Origin of the sequence: Pseudomonas sp. B21128 (genome assembly GCF_044218865.1) — a bacterium.
Taxonomy (GTDB): Bacteria; Pseudomonadota; Gammaproteobacteria; order Pseudomonadales; family Pseudomonadaceae; genus Aquipseudomonas; species Aquipseudomonas iridis.
This window is the reverse complement of the sequence record NZ_CP162590.1, coordinates 2,052,294-2,075,515: the sequence shown is the minus strand read 5'-3', so window position 1 is coordinate 2,075,515 and position 23,222 is coordinate 2,052,294. Positions and strand designations below refer to the sequence as shown.

The following is a 23,222-nucleotide window of genomic DNA, read 5'->3' as shown; positions in this document are numbered from 1 at the left end:
GGCTTACCAAAAATAGGCCAAGTCAGTCCCCGAGAAGCCGGCCACAAGCCGGCTTTTTAATGCCTGCCTAAAGTCGGACCTACCGCGCAAAACCTGAATCGGGTGCCACTCCTCTGCGGGTAACGGTAAGGCTGGATGACCTATAACTCTCTCGCCCAGTGATGACTAGGTCTGAAATCGGTCAGCAGCCTGCTAACCGATTCAATTGGGCAGCAACCTGCTGCCCAATTCCCCCTCACGGATAACTAAACGACTTCACCAACGTCAACTCCCCCGCCGTCCGCATCGGGATCAAGAAGGTCTCCATCTTCTCGCTCGGCGTGCCTTCTTCGGTAATCACCGTCACCTGCGCCGTCGTCAGCGCCTGCCCGGCTTCATCCCCACCTTCGTCATCTGCGCGGTACCCGCCGCCGTAGTAATTCACATACACCAGATACTGCCCCTTGATCGGCGCCGGCATGGCGAAGATTTCCGGGCCGTAGCCGGTGGTGACGTCGACGTCGAGGGCGCCGCCGTTGGGGGCGGTGCGGTTGCCGTACCAGATGTGGCCGCCGTCGGGGGTGACGAGGTGCAGGTCGAGGTCGGTGCCGTCGCTGTCCCACGCGAGCAGGACGCGCAGTTTGGCCGGGGTGGCGCCGCCGCTGGTGTTGAGGAATTGGGTGCGGTGGCGTTGTTTGCCGTCAGGGCTGCGGACTTCGACGCTGTTGCTGCCGTTGGGGAAGGAGAACGGGCGGTCGAAGCGGCCGGCGTCGTCGATTTTCAGCGGCATGCTGACGCCGTTGACGATGAGGCGGCCGGGCTCTGGGCTCTTCGGTGTGGCTTTGATTTCGCCACTGATGCGTGCGGTGTTGGCTTGGCCGATCGGGGTGTTCACCGAGGAGGCTGGGTAGTTGACGGTCTGGCGGAAGCTTTCACCCTCGCCTTGCGGCGCGCCGCTACGCCAGCCGCCGACCGGGGTATCGAGTTTGACGCTGTCGGCGGCGATGGCCGGCGACAGCGCGGTCAACGTGCAGAGCAGCAGCAAGACCTGTGGATAACGGAGTGTCATGGTCTATTCCAGCAAGAGGTGACGGGCGAGCCCTTCGATGTAGGTTTCATCCTGGCCGTTGGGATGTGCTTCAAAAGCCAGGTGCAGGTATTCGTGGGTGAGGTCGAGGCGATCCTGCAGGGTGAGTACGCCCCGCACGTAGATTCGCTGACGCTCGCGGTCGACGAAGGGCCTGCCAAAAGCCAGTTTGCACACGGCGAACGTGCTGACTTCGTTGTAGCCGTTTTCGCTTTCAAGCTTCGGGCGCCAGCCGGGTCGTTGCTTTTGCAGCCAGGCTTGGGCGGCGGGCAGTGCTTCGCAGGAGGCGACTGGGTTGTCCCAACGGCTGAGGCTGGCGCGCGGATAGGCGTGGAGCAGAATCGCGTCGTAGCGCTGGCCAGCATTGGCCTGCTCGACGGCTTGTTGCCAAGCGAGTTTGTCCGGGCCGGGTTGGTCTGAGTGATAGGTGACGATACTACCGGCCAGCACCAGATGCGCGGTCCATGCGGCGATGTTGCGAGACTCCGCCGAGGCCGGACGCGGGGCGACGCGTTGGCGGGTACTGCTGTCATCAATGCTCAGGCAATCGCCGCTACGCGCAGCGTTTTGCAGCAGGTAGGTGCGGATCGCCACGGCCAGCGCTTTGGCGGCTTCGGCGGGTTCGGGTTTGGCTTCGCGATCCAGCACCCGAGCGACGTATTCTTCGCGATCAAGCCTGGCGACGAGTTTGTGGTTGAGCAGAAACAGTTCGCCTTCGCTGTGGATATCCAGCGCGTTGCCATTGGCGAATTCGACGCGGTAATCGCCCCGCAACGGGCCGGAAGTTACCGCCCGCCCACCAGCCAACACACGCGCAACCGGATAGCGCGAGAACAGCCCGACTTCGACACAACGACCCGTCTCTGCTGGCCAGAACGTTGGCAACACCGTCGCAATTGCCTGACCGTAATTTCGTAGAACCATTTGACTGGTGCCACGTCCTCCCGCCCAAACCGGCGAGCCATCCACCGTCCAACCGGCAAATCCGCCCTGCCTCGATTGCGGGTCCTGATCGCCGAGCCAGCTCCAGGTTTTCACCCGCAAGCGCCCGCCCAATTCACCCACGACGTTGCCATCCGCCGCATTCAGAACGACATCAAGCAACACGCGGCGCATCTGGTCTTGAGCTGGCAGCGAAGACAACACCTTCAACAAATCAGCCACAGAAACTCGCGTGGCCGGTTGCACCAAGGGCAGATCCAGCAACCACGACGGTCCCTGCCGCGTCTGCCAATACGTGCGCCAATCGGAAGAGGAAATTCCCAACCGCGCAGGCTCAAAATACAACCCACACGACTTCACCAACGCCTGATCACGTTCAATCTTGCCGCCAGCGCTGCAGCAATAAACCTCTTCCTTCGACTGTCCGCGACATTCATAAGCGGGCTCGCGAGCGCCGGTATCCACCAGCCACGCATAAACAAACAGCTTCCACAGACTGCCCAGCGGCGCATCCAGCGAAGGCGGCAACGGCTCGCGAGCGATCAGTTGCGTCTGGCTCAACGACAACAATTCACCCTTGTAGGCCACGCGCAAAGGCTCATCCTGCGCCGTTGCCAGCGCGGGAATCACACACAACATCAGCCACAGCAGCGCCCGCTTCATGTCAGTTGACCGTGACCTGACCGAGGGCGGCTTTCGCTTCCTGAGCCTGATGTTGCGGCGCGTAGACCTGAGTGAAACGCACCGGCGGCAAATTGAACTGCCCCTTCTGCGAGAAACGCACGAGATGGCGCAGGCGCAATTCGCCACTCAGCGCATCCACCGGCACCGCGTAGGCCAGTTGTCCCGGCTCAAAACGCGCTTTCTCCAGTGCGGTCGGTTCGGTGCCGTCCTTGCCCTGCAACTTGATGCCCCACGTTGTGCGCTCGACATCGGCGCCCGGTGGCAGCGGCACTTCCAGCATGCCGTAGCGCAGCGGTTTCGGCGCTTTGCTGGTGAGGATCACTTCATCCAGATAGAGGCTGTCGCTGGACAGCGGCTTAGTGCCGACCGGTTCCAGTTTGAAGGTGAACGCTTCATCGCCCGGCACCAGTCGCGACAGACGCCGGGTGACGGTCACGGCCATCGGATCGATGGCCGGCTGTTGAGTCTGGAAACTCAGCGCCGCGCGCAGCGGACGCTCCTGAGTACCAGAAACCGTCAACACGCTCGGCACCGGCGTCGCCCCCTGCCACGTCCAGAACATCTCGCCACTGGCGCCGTAGCTTTTCTTCCAGCCCTCACCCGGCGTCAGCGCAATGGTCGGCGAAGCCTGGGCGATGCTGCGTTGCAGCCAGGTCAGCGCCAGTGCGCGTTCGAGCGTCGATTGCTGCGGTAACAGGCGTTGCAGCAAGGCTTGCGCGCGAGCCTGATCGAACGGTTGTAGCGACAGATTCAGCGCTTCGACAAACGGCTGCGAACTGACTGACAGACGCTGTTGCGCAGCGCCCAGCTGGCGATTGAATGCGTCAGGCAACGCGACTTTCGCCTGCGTGGCCAGCGATGCGGTCAACACTCGCGCCGCCGCCAGACCGAGCGCCGACTCCGGATCGCTCATCACCAGGCTGTCTACACCATCGTCCATCAGGGTTTCGGCATTGCCTTCACCCGCCTTCGCCAGATCTTCCATCAACCCGGTCAGCAGCGTGTTCACCGGCAAATGCATCTGCCTGGCGAACGACAGAATCAGCGCCCGTTGCAGCAACGGCGTGTTCGGCGCCTGTTTGGCGTAAACCTCCAACACACGCTGCCAATGCTCCGGCGGCAGCGTCAGATCCAGTACCTGGCTTGCATTCCAGTCGGCGAAATAGGCGTAAGCGGTGAGAAAAGCATCGGGCTCACCGTCGTAGCCCCACCAGGTGAAGCTCGCCGACGGCCCGGCCATTTGCACCAGACGCAGACGGCTGTTCTGCATGATCAGGCGCAGGCGATCGCGGATCAGCGGGCTCGATGCCAGCGAAGGATAGGCAATGCTCAGCGGCAACAAGCGACTGGCAGTCTGCTCGACGCCGCCGTACGGATAGCTGAGCAGATCATCGAGCGCCGAGCGGAACAGTGCTTGCGGACTGTCATCCAGACGCAGACGAATGTCGGTCGCGTCCGCTGGCAAGCTCAGCGCTGTGTCACCGCTGGCCACGTCGAGGCTTTGCGTCTGCGTCACTTGCCAGCCGTCACCGGTTGCGCTCAAGCGTACGGCCAGAGAATCAGCGGTTTTGCCGTCCTGCACCAACTCCGCCGTCCACTCGCCGGAAGCCAGTGCGAACGCCGGCAGCGGCAGGTAATTGATGCCGTTGTTCAGGGTCACCGGCAGGCGTTGTTCGGTGCCGGCGTAGTGGGTGACCAGCTCTGCCTTGACCGGTTTTTCGGCTTGGCTGAACGCGAAAATACCGAGTTGCGGCTGATCGCCCTTACGGAATTTGCTCGGCCCGCTCCACTTCAAGTACAGCGGTTTTTCCGAGCGGACAAACTGCTTCTTCTGGCCGACCTGACCGTCATCGGCGATGGCGCGGGCGGTGATGCGCCAGCGAGTCAGCGAGTCGGGCATCTTGAAGGTGAAGCGGGTTTTGCCGTCGGCACCGGTCAGCAATTCCGGTTGCCATGCGGCGGTATCGACGTCTTCACGACGCGGCCGCTCCAGCACTTTTACCCCGCGTTCACTGCGGTTGGCTTTGCCCGGCGCACCGGGGCTGCCCGGCAGTGCGACGTCGTAACTGATGAACGACAGGCTGGCGCTGGTGCGCACGTTGTTGCGCCGTGGATGGTAGAAGAACTGGTCGATGGTCGGCGCGACTTCCGGCTGCAACGCGTAAACCATTTCGTCGACAACACTCACCGTCAGATGCGCCGGAACAGCTTTGCCGGCGAACTGCGTAGTCAGGTCGACGGTCACCGTGTCACCCGGCAGATACACCTGTTTGTCGGTGTTGATCGCCACGTCGATTTGCGGCGCGATCACTTTGATCCCGGCATTCTGGAAACTGTACTGACCGCCCTTGGTGTACAGCACGGAGAAGGTCAGGTTCGGCGCGAAGTTATCCTTCACCGCAATGCGTGCGCGGTATTGGGTGTCGCTGAGTTTTTCCAGTTTCAACCAGTCGCCGCCCTTCGCCAGCAGCGCGGTGGCTTCGACCTTGTCGCGCTCCAGCGACAGCAGTGCATCATTGACCGGCTCAGGGAAGGTGATCAGCGCCAGCGCTTCATCGCCGGCCTTGTACTCAGTCTTGTCGAGGACGATTTCGACGGTGCCCGGCACAGCTCTGACGCCGTCACCGGTGACCGCATGACCGGTGGCGCCAAGGACGCGACCGTGTTGATCCTTGAGCATCAGGTTGTAAGTGCCCGGACGTTCGAAGGCCAGACTGAAGCCTTTGTCAGTCGCCGCGAGTTTGCCTTCGCCGGTGCTCTGGTCTTCCAGACGTACCCAGCCGTAAGTGCTCGGGGTGACCGCTTTGCTTTGCTCGGTGCCGCCCTCATTGGCGTAGCTGAACGCGACCTTGTCGCCGACCGCACTGAAACGCTGCGGCGCACTCAAGCGAAAACTCGCGGCGCCACGGTCAATGAGGATTTCCTTGGTGGTCTTGACCCGATACGCCGCGCCATCGCTGGCGAACACGGTGAGCATGTAGCGGCTCGGTTTGTCGGCGGCCGGCAGGTCGAGGGTGGCGTTGCCTTTGCTGTCGGTGGTCAGTTCGGTGCTGGTCAGTTCCACCGGGAATTGCCCGAGGTATTGCAGTTCGTTGTCGACCATCGACAGTTGCTGCGCGCGCAGGCTCAGGGTCAGTTTGGCGTTCGCCACCGGTTTGCCGTCCGGGTACAACAGCACCAGACTGCCCTTGACCGGCTCGCCGGTGCGGTAATCCTGCTTGGCCAGATTCAGCGAAATCTCGAAGTGTGGCTTGATGTACTCAGCCACGCGGAAGGCGCTGTTGTAGGCCTGATCCTTATAGTTGAAGCGAATCTCGTAACCGCCCGCCACCGCGTTATCCGGTAGCTGGAAGCGGCCCTGAGTGCCGGCCTTCGAATCGAGTTTCAGATCAAGGCGTTGCAGCTCGGTGCCAGTGGCATCGAGCACGCTGACATTGACGTCTGCGGCGCCCGGCAGCACCGAGTCCCGCGCATTCTTGAACTCGCGGCCGACGATTTTCAGCGACACCCAATCACCTGGGCGATAAAGCGGTCGGTCGGTAAAGGCATAGAGTTTGGTGTCGTAGATTTCGCTGTCGTAGTAGAAGTTTTCCGAGACGAATACACCGCCCTCCTCGTCCTCGCCGATGACGAAAGAACGCTCGGGGCTGACGTGTTTCAGGCGCAGCAAACCATCGGCATCAGTGGCGCCACTGCTCATCACGCCGAGGCCGTCGGTCCACAGCACATTGACCTTCGGCACCGAACTGCCTTCGTGTTTGCGCGCGGCCCAGACCAGCAATTCATCACCGGCAATCTTGCTCACTGCCACGGTGTTGGAAACGAAGACCATGGTGGTCGCGCGGTACTTGCCGATCAGCGCTTCGACCAGATAAAGACCCGGTTTCAACTGACCCAGCGGGATGTAAACGTTACCCGGCGCGACGCTGACAAAGTCGCTGGAAGACCCGGCCAGATTGACCCCGGCTGGTGGCTGTATCGGCTTGGCCTGCCACAGCGGATAACGGAACTGGCTGACAACCGGCAAGCCCGGAATCAGCGCGAATTGCGGCTGCGCGTCGTACGGTGTCGGCGCGACGATGGCGTTGCCCATCTTCAGTTCCGGCACTTCCTCGGTGACCTGTTTGCGCGACTCATAGGAGAACGCTCGCTGCATCACCCGACGGGATTTTCGGTACCAGTTGTCCCACAGATACGCGAGGGTGTTAGACAAGCCTTCACCCTTGAACTGACCGTCGCTGACCACACGGTGCAGGTTTTTCTGGCGTTTGAGGAAGTCCAGCGGCTTGTCGATGCGGTACACGCGAATGTCGGCGCCGCCGTAAGGCTCCATGCGGAAACGCCGATAGTCGCGGCCCGGCGCTTCGAGGCGAACCATGGCCTGCTCGTCGGCAGCGAAACTGCTGTCAGCCAACAGGAAAAAACTTTCGCCGGACACCGGCGTGTAGCCGCTCGGCTCAACAGTGTCTTCGGCGTTCACGGCCGAAAATGGCAGGGCTAATACCAACAGCAGAGGCAGTAAACGCAACATGCGGGCACCGGTCATTGGGAGAGAAAGTTCAGTCGATAGACGCCGATGAAGTTGGGGTTGGCTGCGTCGGGTATCCATCGGGTGTCCTTCCATGTCATGAGTTGCTGCAGGCTTGCCGAACGCATGCCGTTGTCAGTCGGGGTGGTGGTGCCGGTGTGATAGGCGATGTAGCGGCCCATCCAGATCATCAGGTGCTGGTCGTCGCCCTGATCGAAAAACATCAGGTCACCGGGACGCGCCTGGGACACGTCGCGGCTGACCAGATGACTGTTGAACTGAATCAGTTTGATTGCGTTGACGTACGGCCCGATCTTGCCGCCGCCCTGCTGCCATTGCTGGGCGAGCTTGCGCTGATCGTCGCTCAGCGACAGTTCCGGCGGCAGGTAACGATTGGACAGGCCATTGCTGCGCAGCCATTTATCGTCGTGGACTTTCAGCGCTTCGTTGGCAGCGAAGCGCACCAGCCCGGCGCAATCCTGTTGATACCAGCGCGGGCTCGGGCCCTGGCTCAGTTGCTCCTGGGCGATGCGCACGAACCAGGCGCGAAACACTTGGGATTGTGCAGGATCGAGCGCAGGCGTTTCGATGGCTCGGGCGCCCGCGCTGAGTAACAGCGCGAGCAAGCCGAGGCTGCGGATGAGTGCCGTCACAGCGCTTTCCACTCCAGCGGCAGCCACTGCCAGTGACCATCCGGCTCGCTGCCTTCTGGCAAGGTCAGGGCATATTTGCCGTAGCCGCCGAGAGTGCGAAGTTTTGGGATCAGATAGGTTTGCGCAGCGTTGTAGAACACCGGTTCCATGTCTTGCGGCAGGCTGTCGAGGGTTTCCTGCTGCATCAGTTGCGCCATCGAATCCGGGCCGAAATAGATCGGCATCAGCACGTCTTTGGGCAGCACATCGGCCATCGGCGGGAAGCGTTTGTCGAGGGTGCCGAGGGCTTTGTCGACCAGTTTGTCGTCGAGGGAAAACAGCAGCGTCGAACCGTGACGGGCGAGGCTGACCTTCATGAACGCCTTGCCGCTGATTGCATCCGGATTCTCGGCGTCTTTGGCCGCGTAGGGACCGAAGCTGGAGCTGACTTGACGCTGCCAGACGTGGCTCTGGCCTTCCTGTTTCTCCACCACAGGGAATACTTTTTCTTCGACGTTAGACTCGAAGGCGCCGACCATCGAACCGAACAGTTTGCCGAGATCACCGTCGAGCTTGCTGCTGTCCTCGTCCTTCAGACTGGCGACCAGCAATGGCGTGTACAAACGCGAATCGGCATACCAGCACAGGCCCGCCGCGCCAGCCACATGTTCAGTGAGTGCTTGCGCCACGGCGTCTTCGGCGCCGAGTTTTACCAGCAACGGTTTTTGCGGTTCGGCAGCTACCGGCAACGTTACGCAGGCACTGGCGCCCAGCGGCATGGCTTGCCAGACCGGTTTGAAATCGAAGTCCGGCTGGTTTTCCAGCTCGTCCATGGCGAGGTAGCTGTGCCAGCCCTTGTCGTCCATGTCGAAACGCAGGCCGGCGAAGTTCGGAATGAAGCGCTGGTAGCCCATGGCGAGGACGCTGGAATTCACCGAGAGTCGCTGTCTGGTTTCCGGGGTTTTAGCAGGCAGGCCGAAGGCTTCGGGGAACAGCTTTTCGCCGTTGAGCAATGCCGCCAGTGCTTGCGGTGAAACGTGGCCGGACTCTTCGGACACGCCGCTTTCAGGGTCGTGGTACTTGGCCGGATTGGACAGCACCACCAGTTTGTCGCCGCGCGAAGCGAACAGCAGCGATTTGCTGGCGTTGTAGCTCAATCGGTACAGGGGCACCTCGTCACTGCCAACCTTGAGGTTGCCGAAAACGCTGAGCTGCGTGTCATCCAGCGCCACTTTCGCCAACGGCTCCAGCAGCTTGGCCAAACCACCGCGATCCATTACCAGCAGAAAGTCCTTCAGCCGACCATCGGCACCGCGCCACAGCGCGACATCGGCGGGCTGATCGAAAAGCTGTTCGATCAAGCTGTCCTGCAACTTCAGGTCATGCTCGTAAATGATTCGGCGCAGACTGCCGATCAAGCCGAGGCGATCAGCGTGGGTTTCGTAATAGAAGACGAAATCTTCGGTAAGCGTGGCCTTGAGGAACGGCACCGTCAGCAGGTCTTTGGGCAACTGGCTCAACGAGCGGGTTTCCAGCAATGCATCCGGGCGGCTCAGGCCAAGTTTGTCACCGGCAAGCTCGACCGGCGGCGCCTTGGGTTTGAGCAGCAGCCAGCCAAAACCGCCTGCTACGCCAGCCACCAGGCACAGCCCGGCCAACAGCAACGGCCAGCGCCGGGAAGGTTTGCCAGCAGGTGTTTCGGCAGCAGGGGTAACAGTGTTATCGCTCATCTTCACGCTCATTCCCAACGCTCACGATTTCATCCATGGCGGGATACTTAATAGTTGAAAGTCTTGACCAGCAGCAGATCACCAATCGCCCGCAGGGGCACGATGAACGTCTCGCGTTTTTCGTCGACGGTGTTTTCATTGAGCACCAGCGTGATTTGCGAGGTAATCACCTCGTTCTGATTGCTGGTCTCCTCGAAGTTATAGCCGCCGTTGCCGAAATTGCCCCAATAGTTGACGTAAACCAGATAGGTGCCGTGCAGCGGCGCGGTCATGGTGAACATCTCAGGGCCGGGGCCATCGACGCCGTCGGGGTCGAGGCCGCCGCCGTTGCTCAATGCCGGCCGCGCCCAAAAAGCATGTTGGCCATCGGGTGTGACTATGTGCAGATCCAGCTCAGCCTTTGGATCGTCCCATCCCAAGACCAGACGAATTCGCGCCGGCGTGCGCAAATTATTTGCTTCATAAAATTGCACGCGCTTGAGCGACTGGCCCTCGGCGCTGATCACTTCGACGCTGTTGGAGCCGGCACCAAACGCATATGGCCGGGCGAAACGGCCCTGATCGTCGGTGTACAGATTCAGCGGATTGCCATTGACGGCGAGGCTGTGCGGCGGGCGCATATGACCGATGGCTTTGAGCTGGCCCTGGATCATCGTGCGATTGCGCTGGATGCCACGATCGATCGGTGGCGTCGGATAGGCGACTTGCGGGTTTTCCGTGCGATCGAGCAAGCCGTGATAACGCCAGCCACCCACCGGTTCCGACAGCTCGGCACTCGGTGCGGCCAGCAGCGCGGGGGCGCAGACCATCCCGATCAACAGCAAAATGAATGAACGCATGTAATGCCTCCTGCCATGCCTGAACGAAACCTTGCACCCGATCCTCGGTACTTCACAGTGGTTGAAACTGCGTTTCGTCTGAAAGACCCGTGACTATCGGGTCGTAGAAGGCGCGAAGATTAGCCATTCGGCTTTTTTTTAACAATCGGATACATGGGCTATCGCTGTAGGAATTACGCGTATTTGTTGTGCGTGAGCCGAATAGCGGAATTATTCGGCTCACAGAATGAGCCGAATACACTGTCACCCTCCTGGAATCCCCCTATATCCCCCTGCTCCCTCGCCACAGAAATACGGGGCGGAGATAGCCCGCTCATTTGCCCATACCCCCCCTATCTGCTAGTGTCGCGCCGGTTTAACGTCTACCGGAAACTGCCGCCATGGCCCGCAAAAAAGCTGCACTGGATTTCGAACAGTCCCTCGCCGACCTGCAAACATTGGTCGAGCGTCTGGAGAACGGTGAATTGTCGCTGGAAGACTCACTGACCGCTTTCGAGCAGGGCATCGGGCTGACCCGTGACTGCCAGGCAGCGCTGGCTCAGGCCGAGCAGAAGGTACAAGTGCTGCTGGAGCGCGATGGCGAACTCGCCGAGGAACCCTTCGACGCGGAACAGCCAGAATGATTGCAGCGTATTCGGCGACCAGCCAGGCCCGGGTCAACGCGGCACTGGAAAGCCTGTTCAACGCCCCGTTGCCGGAGCTGGCGCGTCTTTACGAGGCTATGCGCTACAGCGTGATGAACGGCGGCAAACGCGTGCGCCCGCTGTTGGCTTACGCCGCGTGCGAAGCCCTCGGTGGCAAGGCTGAGCAGGCTAACGGCGCGGCCTGCGCGGTGGAGCTGATCCACGCCTATTCGCTGGTGCACGACGATTTGCCGGCGATGGACGACGACGACCTGCGTCGCGGCCAGCCCACCACTCACAAGAAATTCGATGAGGCTTGCGCGATTCTCGCCGGTGACGGCTTGCAGAGTCTGGCGTTCAGCGCCTTGCTCGATCCGCGCCTGAGCGACCTGAGCGCCGATATCCGTTTGCAGATGGTCAGTGCGCTCGCACTGGCCGCAGGCCCGGCCGGCATGGTCGGCGGTCAAGCCATCGACCTCGGCTCGGTCGGTCTCAAGCTCGATCAGCAAGCCCTTGAACAGATGCACCGACACAAGACCGGTGCGCTGATCGAAGTCAGCGTCAAACTCGGTGCCCTGGCCAGCGGCCGCGCCGAGCCGGATGAACTGCAATCCTTGCAGACTTACGCACAAGCCATCGGCCTCGCCTTCCAGGTGCAGGACGATATCCTCGACGTCGAAAGCGATACCGCCACCCTCGGCAAACGCCAAGGCGCCGATATCGCCCGGGACAAGCCGACCTACCCGGCGCTGCTCGGCCTGGACGCGGCCAAGGCCTATGCGCTGGAGCTGCGCGATCAGGCTCTCCACGCCCTGCGACCGTTTGACGCGGCAGCCGAGCCGTTGCGCGAGCTGGCCCGGTATATCGTCGAGCGCCGCAGCTGACGGCGAATCGGCCAAAAAAGATCAACGCGTGGGCAGTGGGCGATGCATCAGGTAAACTGCCGCATCTTTTATACCTATAACGATTCGCCTGATGCCCACGACGTTTCATGAGATTCCCCGCAAGCGCCCGACCACGCCCCTGCTCGACCGTGCGAATACGCCGGACGGCCTGCGCCGGTTAGCCGAAGCCGAGCTGGAAACCCTGGCTGATGAGTTGCGCCTGGAATTGCTCTACACGGTCGGCCAGACCGGTGGGCATTTCGGTGCCGGTCTGGGCGTCATCGAGCTGACCATCGCGTTACATTACGTCTTCGACACCCCGGACGACCGGCTGGTGTGGGACGTTGGTCATCAGGCTTATCCGCACAAGATCCTCACCGGTCGCCGTGAGCGCATGGAATCGCTGCGCCAGAAGGACGGCATCGCCGCTTTCCCGCGTCGCGCCGAGAGCGAGTACGACACCTTTGGCGTCGGCCACTCCAGCACGTCGATCAGCGCAGCGCTGGGCATGGCGATTGCCGCCCGCCTGCAGAACAGTGATCGCAAGGCGATTGCCGTGATCGGCGACGGCGCATTGACCGCCGGTATGGCCTTCGAAGCGCTGAACCATGCGCCGGAAGTCAACGCCAACATGCTGGTGATCCTCAATGACAACGACATGTCGATCTCGCGCAATGTCGGCGGACTGTCGAATTATCTGGCGAAGATTCTTTCCAGCCGCACTTACGCGAGCATGCGTGAAGGCAGTAAAAAAGTGCTGTCGCGCCTGCCCGGCGCCTGGGAAATCGCCCGTCGCACCGAAGAATACGCAAAAGGCATGCTGGTCCCAGGCACCCTGTTCGAAGAGCTGGGCTGGAACTACATTGGCCCGATCGACGGCCACGATCTGCCGACCCTGATTGCTACGCTGCGCAACATGCGTGACCTGAAGGGCCCGCAATTCCTGCACATCGTCACCAAGAAAGGCAAAGGCTTCGCCCCGGCGGAAGTGGACCCGATCGGTTACCACGCCATCACCAAGCTCGAGCCTGTCGACGCGCCGGCCGCTGCGCCGAAGAAAACCGGCGGGCCGAAATATTCGGCGGTGTTCGGCGAATGGCTGTGCGACATGGCCGCGGCCGACCCGCGCCTGGTCGGGATTACCCCGGCGATGAAGGAAGGCTCGGATCTGGTGGCGTTCAGCGAGCGCTTCCCGCTGCGTTATTTCGACGTGGCGATTGCCGAGCAACACGCGGTGACGTTCGCCGCCGGCATGGCCTGCGAAGGCGCAAAACCGGTGGTGGCGATCTACTCGACGTTCCTCCAGCGCGGTTACGACCAACTCGTTCACGATGTGGCGGTGCAAAACCTCGACGTGCTGTTCGCCATCGACCGCGCAGGCCTGGTCGGCGAAGACGGCCCGACCCACGCCGGCAGCTTCGACCTGTCGTACCTGCGCTGCATCCCGGGCATGGTCATCATGACCCCGAGCGATGAAAACGAGCTGCGCCAGATGCTCACCACCGGCCACCTGTACAACGGCCCGGCGGCAGTGCGTTACCCGCGCGGCAATGGCCCGAATGCGGCTATCGAGAAAGACCTCGAACCGATCGAAATCGGCAAAGGCATCGTCCGTCGTCAGGGCAGCAAAGTCGCCCTGCTGGTGTTCGGCGTGCAACTGGCCGAGGCGCTGAAAGTCGCCGAGAAGCTGGATGCGACAGTGGTCGACATGCGCTTCGTCAAACCACTGGACGAAGCTCTGGTGCGCGAGATTGCCGGCAGCCACGAGCTGCTGGTGACCCTCGAAGAAAACGCGATCATGGGCGGCGCCGGTGGTGCGGTCAGCGAATTTCTCGCCCGCGAGAATATCCTTAAGTCGATGCTGCATCTGGGCCTGCCCGATGTTTACGTCGAGCATGCAAAGCCTGCGCAGATGCTGGCCGAGTGCGGGCTGGATGAAGCGGGGATCGAAGCGTCGATTCGTCAGCGTCTGGCATTGCTCAACCGCTAATCAGCTAAACACACACTATCCCTGTGGGAGCGGGCTTGCCCGCGAAGAGGCCGGCACATTCAACATCAATGTTGACTGTGCCGACGCTTTCGCGGGCAAGCCCGCTCCCACAGTGTTTTGTGTAGCTCCACAATGTGTGTACACCTGAAATTCCCGATGGATTGCCATGAAACTCTCGCGCCTCGCCCTGCCCTTTTTCCTGCTGCCATCCGCCAGCGCTGTCGCCGACACTTTCGAGCGGGATCAAGCGATGAAGCTGCCGGACGTTTTGATCAGCGCCAACCGTCAGGTCGAAGCGCGCAATGACAGCAGCGCCGCCAACACCGTGTTCACCCGCGAAGACATTGATCGTCTGCAACCGAGCAATGTGCCGGATCTGCTGCGTCGCGTGCCGGGCGTGCAAGTGGCGCAGACCGGCGGGCGCGGCAGTCTTCCGGGGATCTACATCCGCGGCACGCAATCGGCGCAAAGCCTGGTGCTGGTCGACGGCCAGCGCATCGGCAATTCCACTTCCGGTGACAGCAATCTGCAGCACCTGAACATCGAGCAGATCGAGCGCGTGGAAGTGCTGCGCGGTTCGCGCTCGGTGATCTACGGCAGCGATGCGATTGGCGGGGTGATTCAGATTTTCACTCGCCGTGGGACCGAGCAAGGCTTGCAACCACGCATGCATGTCGGCTTCGGTAGCCATCAAACCTGGGAACGCAGCCTCGGCCTGTCCGGTGGCGACGACAAAACCCGCTTCAACCTTGGCGCCAGCCTGGATGAAACCGCCGGGATCGACCGTACTCATGAGTCATACCCGAGCGACGGCGATCACGATGCCTACCGCAACAAGTCAGTGAGCCTGAGCCTCAGCCATGCGCTGACTGATGACATCGAAGTCGGCGCCAACCTGCTGGATAACCGTGGCAAAAGCGAGTTCGACAATCCGTTCGGACGCTTCGACATGACCACGTTCGAATCGGTCCAGCAACAGCCCTACAGCGATTTTAACGTCAGCAGCGTCAGCAGTTACGTCGATGCCCGGGTCAACGATATCTGGAAAACCCGCATTGAATTCGGCCACACCGAGAACCGCGAAAAGACACTGGATAAGCTCAGCGACGAGCGCACGGTGTTCAACACTTACCGCGATTCGGTGAACTGGCAGAACGACTTGACCCTGGATGCACGCAACAGCCTGATCCTCGGCGGCGACTGGTACGAAGACCGGATCAATAGCAGCACCGCGTTCGACGAGGACAGCCGCTGGAACCGCGCGGCGTTCATCCAGCATCGTTATCAGGCTGACAGTTTCTCCACGGAGCTGGGTTTGCGTCACGACGATAACCAGCAGTTCGGCAGCCAGAACACCTGGAGCGGCACGTTCACTCTACCGCTCAATCCGGACAACGATCTGCTGCTCAGCTACAGCGAAGGCTTCCGCGCACCGACCTTCAACGACCTGTACTACCCGGATTTCAGCAACCCGAGCCTGAAACCGGAAACCTCGAAAAGCTACGAGCTGCAATGGCGCAGCCAATTGAGTGAAAGCAGTCGCCTGGAAGCGTCGCTGTACCGCACGGATCTTGAAGACGCGATCATCTTCGGCAGCAACTCACGCCCGGAAAACGTGGCTTCGGCACGGATCAACGGCTTTGAAGCGGCGCTGAAGCAGGAACTGTTCGGCTGGCAGAGCAACCTTGGCGTGGCGATCATCGACCCGCGCGACCGTGATACCGGCCGTACGTTGGCGCGACGGGCACGGCGGACGTTGAGCTGGGATCTGGATCGGCAGTTTGATCGACTGAGCGTCGGCGCCAGTTGGCAGGCGGTGAGCAGCAGCTATGACGACCTGAACAACAGTCAACCACTAGGTGGCTACGCGTTATTCGGTCTGCGCAGCAGTTGGGCGCTGAACCGGGAGATCAAGCTGGATCTGAAGGTGGATAACCTGCTGGACAAGGGCTACAGCCGGGCGAACTACAGCTATGACGGCAGCCAGTACGGTTATCGCGAGGAAGGCCGGGCCTGGATGTTTGGGGTGACCTGGACGCCTGAACTGCGCTGAAACTTCTGAAGTTGCTGATGCTCCCTGCGCCAGCTCCTGCAGGGGTTAATTGTCAGGCTGGATGAGGTGGCAGAGCTTGGCGGTGGCGTCGATCATCTGGCCACTTGGGCGCTCCAGACCTTTGTCGGCTACCAGCAGCAATGCCCCGTGCTTTACAGCCGCCACCTGCGGCCATGCCTTCCACGCCTCCAGCTGCGCCTGATCACTGGCCAGAATCACCTCGGGATCTCGCTGCAAGACGGCCTCAATGCTGACTTGCGGCGCCGGCAGACTCAAGTCGCCGAACACATTGCGCGCACCGCACACCTCAAGCGCATCGCTGATGATCTGCCCCCCGCCGACGGTATACAGCGGCTTGTCCCACACCTGATAAAACACCTTAAGTGGCGTGTCCCGGTGATAACGCTGGCGCAGGTTGTCGAGTTTCTGGCGAAGATCCGCTGCCAGTTTCACCCCACGCTCGGGCCGGCCCAGTTGCCCGGCGATGGCTTCGATCTGCGCAGACAGCTGTTCGAGGCTGTGCGGTTCGGCAACGTAAGTCGGGATGTTCAGCCGCTGGAGCTGATCGCGCTGCGCCGGCCCGACACTGCCGGGCCAGAGCAACAACAGATCAGGTTTGAGACTGAGCAAACGCTCCATGTCGAGTTGGCCATAGCGGCCCACCGAGGGAAGATTCGCGATCGCAGCAGGTCGCTCGCCCGCCTCCAGCACGCCGACCAGCAGATCGGCGGAATCCAGTTCAACGACGATTTCAGAAAGCGACGGCGCGAGGCTGACCACGCGCAGAGCGGCGAACACAGGGCCATTGATGGCCAGCAGCAGAACCGCCAGCCAGAGACGGCGCATCAGCCGAGTTGACGCGGGATACGATAGAGGTAAAACAGCACGACGGTGGACAGCGCCAGCAACATCAGCGGTATGGCTTCAAGGTCGACAAATACCGCCATTGCACCGATCCATGCGGGCAACGCGGCCACGAGAAATGCCGCTCGGCGGCTTGCTGCGAGGGCGATCCAGGCTGCCGGCTCATCCGCCGTATCAAGGGCTTTTTGCGTGGCGATCAGTGCATGTTTATAGCGGCCAAAAAACTTCAGGCTGACGAACATCGACGCGACACCGGCAATGAACAGCGGCATCGCCAACACCGGCAGAATCGCCTCGCCCTGACCAAACACGGCATTCAGCACGAACAGCGGCACCAGCGCTAACGCCAGGTATTTCCACCAGTCGACGCTGAGGCGACGCTTTACCTGACCGCGCGTCACGCCCTGTCTACCTCACCCTGATGCTCATTGCCCATCATGTGGTCGAGCTTGCTGGCCTTGGTCGCCAGATACAGTTTGTTGTGCGGGTTGTGGCCGGTGTGCAGCGGCACGCGCTCGGCGACGACGATGCCCATGTCGGTCAGGGCTTTGACCTTGCGCGGGTTGTTGGTCATCAGACGCAGGGCCTTCACGCCCAAGTGTTCGAGCATCGGCAGGCACATGGCGTAGTCGCGTTGGTCGGCGGCAAAGCCCAGACGTTCGTTGGCTTCAACGGTATCGGCGCCGCCATCCTGCAATTCATAGGCGCGGATCTTGTTCAACAGACCGATGCCGCGACCTTCCTGACGCAGGTAGAGCAGCACGCCACGACCTTCGCGAGCGATGGCCTTGAGCGCGCCCTCAAGCTGCGAGCCGCAGTCGCAGCGTTGGCTGAACAAGGCGTCGCCGGTCAGGCATTCAGAATGCAAACGGCCGAGTACCGGGGCACCGTCGGTGAAATCACCCAAGCTCAGTACGACGTGCTCGCGGCCGGTGGCTTCGTCGAGAAAACCGTGCATGGTGAATTGCGCAAAAGGCGTTGGCAGCTTGGAAGCGGCAACAAAAACGACAGGCACCGGTGTGCTCCTGATCTGAAAAAGTCTGAAGATTCGCTGGGCGGCATTGTAACAGCAGGTTCCTACGCACGCTTAGGCTGAATTATCGGGCATAACGATCAAAAAGTTTGATGACTCTCCCGACAACATGAATCCCTGTGGGAGCTGGCTTGCCAGCGATTGCGGTGGGTCAGCGAATAATATTGCGATTGATACACCGTCATCGCTGGCAAGCCAGCTCCCACAGGGTTCAGTTTCGAACCGACCGATCCGCGTCACGGCTGCTCGAACGGATACGGCTGCTTCCACTTCTCGAAAATCGGTTTCAGCTCGCCGCTCTTTACCAGTTGATCCATGCGCCGGTCAAACAGCGCCATCAACGTGCGCGCCTTGGGGGTATTGGCGAAGCACAGGTACAGCGGCAACTCGACGACATGGGTCGTGCGAAACAACGACGGATCCCGCGCCCGACTCAGCACGTAAGTGATTTCAGTCAGGGCGTCGATGTAATAGTCGGCGCGGTCGTGGGTCAGCATCGACAGGATTCCGGTGCGCCGGATGACTTCGTTAAAGCGCTGCACATTGGGCAGGTAGCTCTGGTAGTCGTAGCCGCGCACCCAGGCCAGTCGATAGCTGCCCAACGTTTCCAGCGTGGGTGCCGGGTTGCTGGCAAGGCCCAGCGCATAGACGTGATCGGTGTCGAAATTCCAGCGCGGATAGAGCAGATCACTGAACTCTTCGTGATAGGAGCCCACGCAAGCATCGACTTCAGCACGCTGCGCCAGCCCTACAGAACGCGTGTAGGGTTCGCTGCGAATATCGAGTTTTACCCCGACCGGTTCGAACACCTTGCGCAACACATCCCAGGCAAGACCATGGCCATCGGCAGCGGTGTAGTCTTCCCAGACTTCGCTGGCCAGATGAATCACCGACGGCGACGGCGCGGTTTCCTGCGCACTGGCGACAGTGCCCAGCACCGCCAAAACCACTCCTGCCAACCAGCGCCAAGACATCCTCAGTACCCTCTCTAACCTGACAACCCACGAATCAGGCAAATACCCACACCAGCCCCTGCATCGCCAGCCAGGCGAACACGCCAGCCAGCACGTCGTCGAGCATGATGCCGACACCGCCATGAACATGCCGGTCGATCCAGCGAATTGGCCACGGCTTGAGAATGTCGAAGAAGCGGAACACCAGGAACCCCGCGAGCAACCAGTACCAGCCTTCCGGCACCAGCCACAGGGTGATCCACATCCCGACCATTTCGTCCCAGACAATGCCTTCGTGGTCATGCACGCGCAGATCGTCGGCCACCTTGCCGCACAGCCAGAAGCCGAACAGCATGGTGATGCCGAGCATCAGCCAGTACCCCCAGTCGGGCAACATCTGCCACAACGGGATAAAGGGTAGCGCAACGAGCGAACCCCACGTGCCCGGCGCTTTGGGCAAGGTGCCCGAACCGAAGCCGAAGGCGAGGAAATGCCAGGGATTGCGCCAGACAGAAGGCGGAACGAATTCGGCCGGAACCTGTTTCGGGTGATCTGTCACGGTGACTCCTGAAAATGTTGATAGCCCCGAATTTGCGGGGTGACGTCGTGCCCTTCGCGGTCCAGCAGCGCCACGCCCTGCCCCTCTAGCACGCGACCGATCACATGGATCGGCCAACCCTCGGCCAGCAGCGCCGGCAACTCGACGGACGGCAGCGTGAAGGCCAACACGTAATCATCGCCACCGCTCAACGCCGCACGCTCGGCACCGCGCTGACCAAGAAACGCCACTAGTGCATCCGACAGCGGTACACGCTCGCGTTCAATTTGAAGTCGCACCTTCGACGCCAACGCGATGTGCCCGCAATCGGCGAGCAAACCGTCGGAGATATCCAGCGCTGACGTGGCTTTGCCGCGCAGCGCCTGACCGAGCCCGAGTTGCGGTTGCGGTGACCAGTAGTGATCGAGCAGCGGCTGGGCGATGTCCGGCGCGGCGTCGCGCTGGCCCAACACCAGCGGCAATGCACCCGCGGCATTGCCCAGTTCACCGCCGACACACAGCCAATCACCTGGCTGCGCGCCACTGCGGGTCAAGGCCAGTCCGGTAGGGACGCGACCGAACACAGTGACGGTGAGGCTCAACGGCCCGCGCGTGGTGTCGCCACCGACCAGAGTCACGCCGCAGCTCTGCGCCATGCGGTTCAAACCGCGGGCATAGGCTTGCAGCCAATCGGCGGTCACCGTCGGCACAGTCAGGGCAAGGGTAAAGGCAACGGGCGTGGCGCCCATGGCGGCCAGGTCGCTGACCGCAACGGCCAGCGAGCGCTGACCGAGCAGATACGGATCGCAAGGATCGGCGAAATGCACGCCGGCCACCAGCGTATCGGTGGAGATTGCCAGCTGTTCCCCGGGGGGAACCGCCAGCAAGGCGCAGTCGTCGCCGATCCCGAGAGCAACGCCCTCGCCGCCCTGCGCACATGGCGCGGCGGCGAAGAAATTGCGGATCAGCTCAAACTCGCCCATTGGTTATCAAGCGCGTATCAGCGCTTGAACGCCTTCACTTCAGCTTCACGCAGACGCGGGGCCAGCTTGTCGAGCACACCGTTGACGAACTTGTGGCCGTCGGTCGAACCGTAGACTTTCGCCAGTTCGATGCCTTCGTTAATCACCACACGGTACGGCACGTCGACGCGCTTGAGCAGTTCCCAGGTGGACAGGCGCAGCACGCACAGTTCAACCGGGTCCAGCTCTTCGATGGTCAGGTCCAGGCACGGCGCCAACGCAGTGTCGATCTCGGTCTGGTTAGCCGGAACACCGTGCAGGATGTCGTGGAAGTAGCTGGCATCGGCAAAGGTAAAATCGTTGTCGACGCGAAACTGCGCTTCGATTTCGTTCAGCGAAGCGCCGGCCAGAAGCCGCTGGTACAAAGCCTGAGTCGCCAACTGACGGGCAGCGCGGCGCTTTTCGCTTTTCGAAGGCTTGCCGGCGTCCGCTGGACGTGGGTCGCGCGGGTTGAAACGATCGCTTTCGTCGCTAATCACTTGGCCTCCAACTGTGCCAGCAGGCTGACCATTTCCAGTGCGGACAGGGCAGCTTCAGCACCTTTGTTACCGGCCTTGGTGCCGGAACGTTCGATGGCTTGCTCGATGGAATCAACGGTCAGGACGCCGAACGCAACCGGAACGCCGAACTCCATGGACACCTGGGCCAGGCCTTTGGTGCACTCGCCAGCCACGTATTCGAAGTGCGGAGTACCGCCACGAATGACCGCGCCGAGGGCGATGATTGCTGCGAACTCGCCTTTCTGAGCGACTTTCTGCGCAACCAGCGGGATTTCGAAGGCGCCAGGAGCGCGGATGATGGTGATGTCGCTTTCGCTCACGCCGTGGCGAACCAGGGCATCAACTGCACCGCTGACCAGGCTTTCAACAACGAAGCTGTTGAAACGGCCCACTACCAAAGCGTAGCGGCCTTTAGGGGCGATGAAGGTACCTTCGATGGTCTTCAGGGTCATTCGTCAATTCTCTTAAAGAGCCGGGACGCGTCTGTTACGCGTCCCTCAGTGATTTATTTGCCGCGAATTCAGGGCCGGAAACAACCGGTCATTATTCGGAGGGCACGTATTCTACAACTTCCAGATCGAAACCGGATATCGCATTAAATTTCATGGGTGCCGACATCAGGCGCATTTTGCGCACACCGAGGTCACGCAGGATCTGCGAACCGGCACCGACGATGCTGTAAGTGGTCGGTTTTTTCGCCGGTACCTGATCGCCGGTTTCACGAATATGCGCCAGCAACACGTCGCCATCCAGTGGGTGACCCAGCAGCAGCACCACGCCGCTGCCGGCCTCGGCAACCGCAGCCATGGCGGCGCGCAGGCTCCAGCGACCAGGTTGCTTGACCATCAACAGATCGCGCAGCGGATCCATGTTGTGCACGCGAACCAGGGTTGGTTCTTCAGCGCAAACAGTGCCCAATGTCAGGGCCATGTGCACGTCGCCTTCCACCGAATCACGATAGGTCACCAGGTTGAATTGGCCCAGTTCGCTGTCCAGTGGCTGCTCGGCAATCCGCTGAACGGTACGTTCGTGGATCATCCGGTAGTGAATCAGGTCGGCAATGGTGCCGATCTTGATGTTGTGTTCAGCGGCGAAGGCTTCCAGCTCAGTGCGACGGGACATGGTGCCGTCGTCGTTCATCACTTCGCAGATCACGCCGCTTGGCTCGAAACCGGCCATGCGCGCCAGGTCGCAAGCGGCTTCAGTGTGGCCGGCGCGCGCCAGGGTGCCGCCAGCCTGAGCCATCAGCGGGAAGATGTGGCCGGGGCTGACGATGTCTTCAGCCTTGGCGTCTTTCGCGGCGGCAGCCTGCACGGTGCGTGCACGGTCAGCGGCGGAGATGCCGGTGGTCACGCCTTCGGCCGCTTCGATCGACACGGTGAACTTGGTGCCGAACCCGGAACCGTTACGTGGCGCCATCAGCGGCAGCTTCAACAGTTCGCAGCGCTCGCGGCTCATCGGCATGCAGATCAGGCCACGGGCGTGCTTGGCCATGAAGTTGATGTGTTCGGCCTTGCAGCACTCGGCGGCCATGATCAGGTCGCCTTCGTTCTCGCGGTCTTCGTCATCCATGAGGATGACCATCTTGCCTTGGCGGATGTCTTCAACCAGTTCTTCGATGCTATTGAGCGCCACAAGGCACCCCCTTCAGTCAGGAATTGAGGTAGCCGTTGGCGGCCAGAAAGCTTTCGGTAATCGTGCCACCAGCGCTCGGCTCGGCGGCTTTGTCGCCCAACAGCAGACGCTCCAGATAACGCGCCAGCAAGTCGACCTCCAGGTTCACCCGACGACCCGGCTTGTAGGAAGCCATGATGGTTTCGCTCAGGGTGTGCGGAATGATCGTGAGCATGAACTCGGCGCCATCGACTGCGTTCACGGTCAGGCTGGTGCCGTCGACAGTGATCGAGCCTTTATGGGCGATGTACTTGGCCAGGTCTTTCGGTGCACGGATGCGAAATTCCACGGCGCGGGCATTATCGGCGCGGGAGACGATTTCGCCGACACCGTCGACGTGACCGCTGACCAGGTGACCACCCAGACGAGTGGTTGGGGTCAGGGCTTTTTCCAGATTGACCGGGCTGCCGCTTTTCAGGTCATTCATGGCGGTGCAGTCCAGCGTTTCGCGGCTGACGTCGGCGGCAAAGCCGTTGCCCGGCAGCTCGACAGCCGTCAGGCAGACGCCGTTGACCGCGATGCTGTCGCCGAGTTTGACGTCGCTCAGGTCGAGCTTGCCGGTTTCAACATGCACCCGTACATCGCCGCCCTTTGGGGTCATTGCTCGGATGCTGCCGATGGATTCGATGATGCCGGTAAACATGGGGTTCTCCTTGAGAACGAAGCC

21 protein-coding genes are annotated in these 23,222 nt (G+C 61.2%); 5 read left to right on the top strand and 16 right to left on the bottom strand.

Going from position 1 to position 23,222, the window contains the following annotated elements; genetic code table 11:
- Positions 1-235 precede the first annotated feature (235 nt).
- A complete protein-coding gene (locus AB4P91_RS09205; protein ID WP_395604667.1) occupies positions 236-1,048 on the bottom strand; it encodes a YfaP family protein in 813 nt (270 codons plus the stop codon).
- Positions 1,049-1,051: 3 nt separating this feature from the next.
- Positions 1,052-2,473: a DUF2300 domain-containing protein gene (locus AB4P91_RS09200; RefSeq protein WP_395604949.1), complete on the bottom strand. Its 1,422-nt coding sequence runs from the start codon at positions 2,471-2,473 to the stop codon at positions 1,052-1,054.
- Here AB4P91_RS09200 and AB4P91_RS09195 point away from each other — a divergent pair.
- Complete coding sequence (locus AB4P91_RS09195) at positions 2,375-2,680, top strand: hypothetical protein (RefSeq protein WP_224795378.1); 306 nt, start codon at positions 2,375-2,377, stop codon at positions 2,678-2,680. The genes AB4P91_RS09200 and AB4P91_RS09195 overlap by 99 nt on opposite strands.
- On the opposite strand, the gene AB4P91_RS09190 is transcribed toward AB4P91_RS09195, so the two are convergent.
- The 4 genes from AB4P91_RS09190 to AB4P91_RS09175 are packed head-to-tail and all read right to left on the bottom strand — an operon-like array spanning position 2,673 to position 10,421.
- Positions 2,673-7,238: an alpha-2-macroglobulin family protein gene (locus AB4P91_RS09190; RefSeq protein WP_395604666.1), complete on the bottom strand. Its 4,566-nt coding sequence runs from the start codon at positions 7,236-7,238 to the stop codon at positions 2,673-2,675. The two genes, AB4P91_RS09195 and AB4P91_RS09190, sit on opposite strands and share 8 nt — an antisense overlap.
- Positions 7,235-7,873 carry a DUF1175 domain-containing protein gene (locus AB4P91_RS09185; protein WP_042561286.1) on the bottom strand — a complete coding sequence of 213 codons (639 nt, stop codon included), beginning with the start codon at positions 7,871-7,873 and terminating at the stop codon, positions 7,235-7,237. The genes AB4P91_RS09190 and AB4P91_RS09185 overlap by 4 nt, the downstream gene beginning before the upstream one ends.
- Positions 7,870-9,582 (bottom strand): DUF2138 domain-containing protein, encoded by a 1,713-nt coding sequence (locus AB4P91_RS09180; RefSeq protein WP_395604665.1) that lies wholly within the window; start codon positions 9,580-9,582, stop codon positions 7,870-7,872. Before AB4P91_RS09180 ends, AB4P91_RS09185 begins: the two co-directional genes overlap by 4 nt.
- Positions 9,583-9,629: 47 nt before the next feature.
- A complete protein-coding gene (locus AB4P91_RS09175; RefSeq protein WP_115146475.1) occupies positions 9,630-10,421 on the bottom strand; it encodes a YfaP family protein in 792 nt (263 codons plus the stop codon).
- Positions 10,422-10,801: 380 nt separating this feature from the next.
- On the opposite strand from AB4P91_RS09175, the gene AB4P91_RS09170 reads away from it, so the two are divergent.
- The 4 genes from AB4P91_RS09170 (at position 10,802) to AB4P91_RS09155 (ending at position 15,971) form a co-directional block, all read left to right on the top strand.
- Entirely contained in the window at positions 10,802-11,044 is a 243-nt protein-coding gene (locus tag AB4P91_RS09170; protein ID WP_003228627.1) for an exodeoxyribonuclease VII small subunit, read from the top strand.
- On the top strand, positions 11,041-11,928 hold the full coding sequence (ispA, locus tag AB4P91_RS09165; RefSeq protein ID WP_150595208.1) for a (2E,6E)-farnesyl diphosphate synthase: 888 nt from the start codon (positions 11,041-11,043) through the stop codon (positions 11,926-11,928). Before AB4P91_RS09170 ends, ispA begins: the two co-directional genes overlap by 4 nt.
- A 91-nt stretch (positions 11,929-12,019) precedes the next feature.
- Positions 12,020-13,918: a 1-deoxy-D-xylulose-5-phosphate synthase gene (gene dxs / locus AB4P91_RS09160; protein WP_395604664.1), complete on the top strand. Its 1,899-nt coding sequence runs from the start codon at positions 12,020-12,022 to the stop codon at positions 13,916-13,918.
- A gap of 166 nt (positions 13,919-14,084) precedes the next feature.
- Positions 14,085-15,971 carry a TonB-dependent receptor domain-containing protein gene (locus AB4P91_RS09155; protein WP_395604663.1) on the top strand — a complete coding sequence of 629 codons (1,887 nt, stop codon included), beginning with the start codon at positions 14,085-14,087 and terminating at the stop codon, positions 15,969-15,971.
- 45 nt (positions 15,972-16,016) lie between these two features.
- On the opposite strand, the gene AB4P91_RS09150 is transcribed toward AB4P91_RS09155, so the two are convergent.
- The 10 genes from AB4P91_RS09150 to AB4P91_RS09105 form a co-directional block, all read right to left on the bottom strand.
- Entirely contained in the window at positions 16,017-16,817 is an 801-nt protein-coding gene (locus AB4P91_RS09150; RefSeq protein ID WP_395604662.1) for a cobalamin-binding protein, read from the bottom strand.
- Complete coding sequence (locus AB4P91_RS09145; protein ID WP_395604661.1) at positions 16,817-17,236, bottom strand: MFS transporter; 420 nt, start codon at positions 17,234-17,236, stop codon at positions 16,817-16,819. Before AB4P91_RS09145 ends, AB4P91_RS09150 begins: the two co-directional genes overlap by 1 nt.
- Complete coding sequence (gene ribA / locus AB4P91_RS09140; RefSeq protein WP_042561294.1) at positions 17,233-17,850, bottom strand: GTP cyclohydrolase II; 618 nt, start codon at positions 17,848-17,850, stop codon at positions 17,233-17,235. Before ribA ends, AB4P91_RS09145 begins: the two co-directional genes overlap by 4 nt.
- A gap of 254 nt (positions 17,851-18,104) precedes the next feature.
- A complete protein-coding gene (locus AB4P91_RS09135) occupies positions 18,105-18,842 on the bottom strand; it encodes an ABC transporter substrate-binding protein (protein WP_150595203.1) in 738 nt (245 codons plus the stop codon).
- A 34-nt stretch (positions 18,843-18,876) separates the two neighbouring features.
- Positions 18,877-19,380, bottom strand: coding sequence for a phosphatidylglycerophosphatase A (locus AB4P91_RS09130; protein WP_011336134.1), 504 nt, complete (start codon positions 19,378-19,380; stop codon positions 18,877-18,879).
- Positions 19,377-20,342 carry a thiamine-phosphate kinase gene (gene thiL, locus AB4P91_RS09125; RefSeq protein WP_150598262.1) on the bottom strand — a complete coding sequence of 322 codons (966 nt, stop codon included), beginning with the start codon at positions 20,340-20,342 and terminating at the stop codon, positions 19,377-19,379. The genes AB4P91_RS09130 and thiL overlap by 4 nt, the downstream gene beginning before the upstream one ends.
- A gap of 17 nt (positions 20,343-20,359) precedes the next feature.
- The gene (nusB, locus tag AB4P91_RS09120; RefSeq protein ID WP_150595201.1) at positions 20,360-20,860 is read right to left on the bottom strand and encodes a transcription antitermination factor NusB; all 501 of its coding nucleotides are present in this window, start codon (positions 20,858-20,860) and stop codon (positions 20,360-20,362) included.
- Positions 20,857-21,333 carry a 6,7-dimethyl-8-ribityllumazine synthase gene (ribE, locus tag AB4P91_RS09115; protein ID WP_003228649.1) on the bottom strand — a complete coding sequence of 159 codons (477 nt, stop codon included), beginning with the start codon at positions 21,331-21,333 and terminating at the stop codon, positions 20,857-20,859. The genes nusB and ribE overlap by 4 nt, the downstream gene beginning before the upstream one ends.
- A gap of 91 nt (positions 21,334-21,424) precedes the next feature.
- Entirely contained in the window at positions 21,425-22,516 is a 1,092-nt protein-coding gene (ribBA, locus tag AB4P91_RS09110; RefSeq protein WP_150595200.1) for a bifunctional 3,4-dihydroxy-2-butanone-4-phosphate synthase/GTP cyclohydrolase II, read from the bottom strand.
- Between the two features lie 16 nt (positions 22,517-22,532).
- A complete protein-coding gene (locus tag AB4P91_RS09105) occupies positions 22,533-23,198 on the bottom strand; it encodes a riboflavin synthase (protein WP_150595199.1) in 666 nt (221 codons plus the stop codon).
- Positions 23,199-23,222 lie beyond the last annotated feature (24 nt).

Coding starts and splice junctions, on each gene's coding strand:
- AB4P91_RS09205 (WP_395604667.1), bottom strand. CDS start 1,048: ATGACACTCCGTTATCCACAGGTCTTGCTGCTGCTCTGCACGTTGACC.
- AB4P91_RS09190 (WP_395604666.1), bottom strand. CDS start 7,238: ATGACCGGTGCCCGCATGTTGCGTTTACTGCCTCTGCTGTTGGTATTA.
- AB4P91_RS09180 (WP_395604665.1), bottom strand. CDS start 9,582: ATGAGCGATAACACTGTTACCCCTGCTGCCGAAACACCTGCTGGCAAA.
- AB4P91_RS09175 (WP_115146475.1), bottom strand. CDS start 10,421: ATGCGTTCATTCATTTTGCTGTTGATCGGGATGGTCTGCGCCCCCGCG.
- AB4P91_RS09170 (WP_003228627.1), top strand. CDS start 10,802: ATGGCCCGCAAAAAAGCTGCACTGGATTTCGAACAGTCCCTCGCCGAC.
- ispA (WP_150595208.1), top strand. CDS start 11,041: ATGATTGCAGCGTATTCGGCGACCAGCCAGGCCCGGGTCAACGCGGCA.
- dxs (WP_395604664.1), top strand. CDS start 12,020: ATGCCCACGACGTTTCATGAGATTCCCCGCAAGCGCCCGACCACGCCC.
- AB4P91_RS09155 (WP_395604663.1), top strand. CDS start 14,085: ATGAAACTCTCGCGCCTCGCCCTGCCCTTTTTCCTGCTGCCATCCGCC.
- AB4P91_RS09150 (WP_395604662.1), bottom strand. CDS start 16,817: ATGCGCCGTCTCTGGCTGGCGGTTCTGCTGCTGGCCATCAATGGCCCT.
- AB4P91_RS09135 (WP_150595203.1), bottom strand. CDS start 18,842: ATGTCTTGGCGCTGGTTGGCAGGAGTGGTTTTGGCGGTGCTGGGCACT.
- thiL (WP_150598262.1), bottom strand. CDS start 20,342: ATGGGCGAGTTTGAGCTGATCCGCAATTTCTTCGCCGCCGCGCCATGT.
- ribE (WP_003228649.1), bottom strand. CDS start 21,333: ATGACCCTGAAGACCATCGAAGGTACCTTCATCGCCCCTAAAGGCCGC.
- AB4P91_RS09105 (WP_150595199.1), bottom strand. CDS start 23,198: ATGTTTACCGGCATCATCGAATCCATCGGCAGCATCCGAGCAATGACC.